General features: G+C 73.3%; 5 protein-coding genes. 4 read left to right on the top strand and 1 reads right to left on the bottom strand.

Going from position 1 to position 5,419, the window contains the following annotated elements:
- Positions 1-153: 153 nt before the first annotated feature.
- A complete protein-coding gene (locus G3I19_RS34215) occupies positions 154-339 on the bottom strand; it encodes a DUF6104 family protein (RefSeq protein ID WP_164267593.1) in 186 nt (61 codons plus the stop codon).
- Between the two features lie 145 nt (positions 340-484).
- Between G3I19_RS34215 and G3I19_RS34210 the strand changes: the two genes are divergently transcribed.
- The 4 genes from G3I19_RS34210 (at position 485) to G3I19_RS34195 (ending at position 5,278) form a co-directional block, all read left to right on the top strand.
- Positions 485-856: a CU044_2847 family protein gene (locus tag G3I19_RS34210; RefSeq protein ID WP_239075021.1), complete on the top strand. Its 372-nt coding sequence runs from the start codon at positions 485-487 to the stop codon at positions 854-856.
- The gene (locus G3I19_RS34205; RefSeq protein WP_164267592.1) at positions 849-2,822 is read left to right on the top strand and encodes a trypsin-like peptidase domain-containing protein; all 1,974 of its coding nucleotides are present in this window, start codon (positions 849-851) and stop codon (positions 2,820-2,822) included. The genes G3I19_RS34210 and G3I19_RS34205 overlap by 8 nt, the downstream gene beginning before the upstream one ends.
- 136 nt (positions 2,823-2,958) lie before the next feature.
- A complete protein-coding gene (locus G3I19_RS34200) occupies positions 2,959-3,987 on the top strand; it encodes a MoxR family ATPase (protein ID WP_164267591.1) in 1,029 nt (342 codons plus the stop codon).
- Between the two features lie 4 nt (positions 3,988-3,991).
- Entirely contained in the window at positions 3,992-5,278 is a 1,287-nt protein-coding gene (locus G3I19_RS34195) for an SAV_2336 N-terminal domain-related protein (RefSeq protein ID WP_164267590.1), read from the top strand.
- Positions 5,279-5,419 lie beyond the last annotated feature (141 nt).

Below are 5,419 nucleotides of genomic sequence, written 5' to 3'. Positions count from 1 at the left end.
TGGACCACGGCGGCCGCGCTGCTGATGGCGCACGGGGTGCTCGGCCTCGCGTACGACCGGATGCGGGCGGGCGGCTGAGCCGGCGCCGTCCCCGGCATTCCGGCGCCCCGGCTCCCGCCCCGGCTCCCGCGCCCCTGTGCGACCCGCTGCGCCTCAGTCGTCGTCCTCGTCCTCGTCGTCCAGCCGGGCCAGCCAGGTCGCCAGGCGCTCGACCGGAACTTCGAAGTCCGGGTTCAGGTCGACAAACGTACGCAGCTGCTCGGCGAGCCACTCGAAGGTGACTTCCTCCTCGCCCCGCCGCTTCTCCAGTTCCTCGATGCCGCGGTCGGTGAAGTACACGTGTCGCTCCTGATGCGTTCCGGATGTTCCGTTTCCAGAATATGCGTGGTCGGGCCCGACCGGTCCGTGGCGGGTTCCGGACTCCTCCGCGACCGGGCCGGCCGGTAGCCTCGGCACAGTCCAAGTACCCTTTGGGTAAGGTGACTTGATCGACCACGGGGGAGTCATGGCGGCCGAGGTGCAAGAAATCGTCCTGCCGGGAGGTGCGGTCGTGCACGCCCGGCTGACCACGTCAGGTGCCCATGGCGACGGGTACGAGGACGTGGGCGTCGCGGAGGTCCTGCAGAACCGGGTGGACGATCTCCGGCGGGTGATCGCCGGGGTCGGAGCCTCGGTGCTGGACGCCGCGCGCGCCGCGCGCCCCGACGAGGCCACTGTCACCTTCGGCCTGGAGTTCAGCGTCAAGGAGGGGAAGGTCATCTCGGTTCTCGCGGGGGCCGAGGCGAAGACAGCCCTTCAAGTGGCCCTCACCTGGAAACTCGCCGAGAACGCCGGCCGGCAGCCCGCCGATGAATGAGCCCGACCCTGTCATCAGCTCCCTCACGGCGGCCGCGACCGTCCACCTGCTGCCCGCCGCCGGTGTCGCAGGGGACTTCTGGGGCAGCGGCTTCTTCATCGCCCCCGGCTGGGTTCTGACGTGCGCCCATGTGCTGCGCCCGCATCTGCCCGGCGGGCCCGGCGGGCGCCTCGCGGTCCGCGGCGACTTCAACGACGGGATCCCGGTCCCCGCCGAGGTGGTGGCCTGGCGGCTGGCCGACAAGGAGGGGCCGTCGATCCCTCCGGAGCGGGATCTCGCCCTGGTCCGGCTGCTGGACCGGGAGGCGGAACACGAATGCGTATGGTTCACCGACCGCGACGTACGGCCGATGCACACCGTCCTGGTGCACGGCTACCGGCCGGAACCGCAGGCCGCGCCCGGAGGCGGCCCGGTGTCCTTCGTCGCCAAGGCCGGGATCAACGTGCTCAGCGGGGACCACGGACTCGTGATCGAGCCCGGCGCCGAATACCCCAAGGGCGTCTCCGGCGGTCCGCTCCTCGACCCGTTCACCGGTGAGGTCATCGGCATCATCAAGTCCCGCAGGAAGGACAAGGAGGGCGGTCTCGCCGTCGCGGCAGGCGCGCTGCGTGGGTTCGGCGACCGCTACCGGGAGGTGATGGCCGCACACGATCGCTGGCACGCCGCCAGGACAGGGCACCACACCTGGACCGCCCGGCAGCCGGCGACGGGCCCCGCGGCCTCCGGTGGCTGGACACCGCGCGACCGGCGGGAGGCGCTCGGGCTGCTCGCCGCACTGCCGGGGCCCGATACCGGAGCCCCCGTCGCGACTCTCGCCCGGCAGGCGGCCGGTGGTGACCTGCTGCCTCCTTCCCGGGCCGTACTGCGCAGCTGGCGGGACGGCCACGGTCTGCTGTACGACGGCGAGCAGCCGCTCGACCCGCTCGTCCACCTCCGCTACCTCCGGCTCGTCGTCCTGTACGCGCGGGCGCGCGGAGGTGCGGCAGACCCCCTCTTCGACTGGATCAACCGCAGACTGGAGCAGGTGGCGGACCCGCTCCACCACGAACTGGTCACCGGGATCAGCCTGCCCGCCGGGCTGCTGCCCGACCCCGCGAGCCCCGAACGCGTCGTCCTGCCGTACCCGGGCCCCAAGGAGGGGCCGGTGGTCACGGTCGTGATGGACCCTCTGTACGACGACCCCGACCTCTTCGAGTGGACGATCCACCTCTTCGACGGCGAAGGCGGCAGCGAGCAGGTCGGCGTGTACGAGGAGCCCGCCCCGCGCTCCGACGCGGCCTGGCACAACCACCAGACGCTGCGGCGCAGGCTCCATCAGGTGCTGCACGCCGAGGACCCCGACGAAGCCCATCCGCTGCCCGTCGAGATCGCACTGCCGGTCAGCAGGTTCGACACGCCGGTCCACCGCTGGCAGCTCCAGGACGCTCCGCCGATGGGCGGTCTCACCCAGCTGGGCGCACAGCGCCGTCTGGTGGTGCGTGACCTCGGGCGGCGCGGCCAGTGGAGCGACGAGGAGGGCCGGGGCAGCCGCTGGCAGGCCACGGCTGAGGCTCAGCGGCTGACCGTGGCACGGATACCGGAACCGGGCGCGGCCCAACGACCGGTGTACTACGAGACACTCCCGCCCGGCGCCGTCCCCGTCCTGTGCCGGCCCGCCGGCAGGGGCGCCGGGTCCACCGCCATCGAGCTGACGCTGCGGGCCGGTCACGGTATCGCGCTGTGGGACATCGGCGGCCACAGCGGGCACAGCTGCGGACAGCAGTGCGACGAACTCCGTACGCGGGTACAGAAGTTGTTCGACACGGTCGGCAGCACCGCCGAACTCCCGGACCGGCTGCGGCATCTGCGGGAGGACATCGACCGCAGGCGCCCCGAGACCCAATGGCCGGAACCGCTGATGCTGCTGTACGACGATCCGGGGCGGCCGCTGCCCACCGACGACGAATCCCCCCTCGACTCCCCGTGACCAGCGCCCCGCAGCCAGGGCGACCGGCGGTCTGCTCCACGGTGACGCCCCTTCAATGGCCTGAATACGACTTTGACGATGCGCCGGACGGGTACGTATCCCGGAACGCCCGGCGCCGATGAGGAGCGAACCAGCGATGAGCGAATGGTTCATCTACCGCGGCACCGGGGACCCCGCCCCGGAGCGGATCGACAGCCGGCCGGCGCCACCGCCCTGGCGTGACTTCGACGCCAGGCCCATCGACTACCGGGTGCCGGAAGCCGACTCCGCGACCCGGCGGCGGCTGGGCGACCGGACCGTCCCCCTCGCAGTACCGGGCAGCGAGGCGCTGCGGCTCATCAACGCCGCGCTGTACCTGCGCCGGCCGCTGCTGATCACCGGCGAGCCCGGTTCGGGCAAGAGCACCCTCGCCCACGACCTCGCCTTCGAACTCGGCCTGGGCCGCGTTCTGCAGTGGCCCGTCGTCAGCCGCAGCGAACTCCGCGATGGCCTCTACTCCTACGACGCCATCGGGCGCCTCCAGGACGCGCAGCTGGCCCGGCTGGAGGGCGGCGCGGCCGGCGGTCCGCACTCGGCCGGAGACATCGGGCGCTATCTCCGGCTCGGCCCGCTCGGCACCGCGCTGCTCGCTGCCGACCGCCCCCGGGTGCTGCTCATCGACGAGCTGGACAAGAGCGACATCGACCTCCCCAACGACCTGCTCAACGTGCTGGAGGAGGGCGAATTCACCCTGCCCGAGCTGGAGCGGGTCGCCGACCGCCCGGGGCAGCAGACCGTCCAGGTCCTCACCGACGACGGGCTGCGCGCACCGGTCACCGGCGGCCGGGTGCGCTGCCGGGCCTTCCCCGTGGTCGTCATGACCAGCAACCGTGAGCGCGATTTCCCCGCTCCGCTGCTGCGCCGGTGTATCCACCTCGACCTGGCGGCGCCCCGGGACGAACGGCTCGCCGCCATGGTGCAGGCGCACTTCGGCGCCGGTTCCTACGACGAGTACATCGGCCTCGTCGACCGGTTCGTCCGGACCGAGGCGGACGGCGGAGTGCGTCCGACCGACCAGCTGCTGAACGCGATCTACCTCGTCCAGCACACCGCGGGGAGCCGGCCTGCGGACCAGGAGGCCGTGGCCGACCTCCTCATGCGGCCCCTCGACAACGGGCCGCGGTGACGTGATGGAGGCAGGGCGGGACGAGAGCGGGCGGGCCGTGGCGCTGACCACCCTGGTCGCCCGGCTGCGGGAGTCCGGCCGCGACCTCGACGCGCGGGAGCTGGCGGACGCCCTGTGGCTGGCCGCCCGTACCGGGGCCCCCGCTTCCACCGCACCGGTCCACGCACAGAGCCTCCCGCCGGAGCCCCAGGACCCCGCTCCCGCACCCGTGACCCGGGCCGTCGAGCCGCCCGCGGCCACCGCCTCCACGCCCGGCGCGCCCGCCGCCCTGCTGACCGCGCCGGACCCGGACGGCGTGCCCGCGGCCATGGAGACTTCCCCGGTCCTGGTGCCCGCGGCGCCGGCACTCGCCGATCCGCACGCACTCCAGCGCGCGTTACGGCCGCTGCGCGGCTACCGGTCACCGGCCCTGCCACCGGGCCGCAGCCTCGACGAGGAGGCCACCGCGGGCCGGGCGGCCGACACCGGGCTGGTCGTCCCGGTACTGCGGGCTGTACGGCGGCAGAAGCCGCGGCTCCTGCTCCTGATGGATGTCTCCACGTCGACGGTCGCCTGGGAGAGCGCCCTGGAGGAGCTGGCCGGGGTCTGCGCGAGCGCCGGAGTCTTCCAGGACGTTCAGCTCCGCTATCTGCACCCGTACGGTGACGACGCCGCCGGATATGCGGCGGGGCGCGTCCCGGCGGGCCCGCTGCGCGAAGCCGCCGGGCTCGGTGATCCCACCGGCCGCAGGATCGTCCTGCTGCTCTCGGACTGCTCGGGGCCCCTGTGGCGCTCCGGTGTCCTGCAACGGCTGCTGTACAAGTGGTCGGCCACCACTCCGGTCGCCGTCGTCCAGCCGCTGCCCCAGCGGCTGTGGCGGCGAACCCATCTGCCCGCGTACGGAGGAGTGCTGCGGCGGCACGAAGGCCCGCTGGGGCGGCTGGAGTTCGGTGCGGCGCCGCCCGGGTCCGATCCGCGGAACGGCAGACCGGTCCCGGTACTCGCCCTGCGGCGCACCGCCGTGGAGGGCTGGTCCCGGCTGGTCTCGGGCGCCACCGGCCGGTCCGTGCCCACAGCGGCCGCCTGGGTGCGCCGGGACCAGCCGCCCTCCGGTGCACCGGTACGGGCCGCGGCGGCGCTCACCGGGCGGGAGAGGGTCGGGGCGTTCCGGCGCACCGCGTCCCCCGCCGCACAGCGGCTGGCCGAGTATCTGACGGCGGTGCCGCTGGTGCTGCCGGTGATGCGGCTCGTCCAGCACACGATGCTGGCGGGCACCGGGCCCGAGGCGCTGGCCGAGGTCCGCGAAGACTGAGGCGTGCCTGGTCAGTCTTCCCCGGTGGCCCGGCGGCCCTGATTCATGTGATTTTCACGCAGCGCGGCTACGGTGGCGGCTGTGACCCAGATGAGCCCTCCCGGCTGGCACAGAGACCCCGGGTATACAGGAACAGGCCCT

The organism is Streptomyces sp. SID10853 (assembly GCF_010548145.1).
Lineage (GTDB): Bacteria > Actinomycetota > Actinomycetes > Streptomycetales > Streptomycetaceae > Streptomyces.
This window is presented reverse-complemented; position numbering and strand designations above follow the sequence as displayed.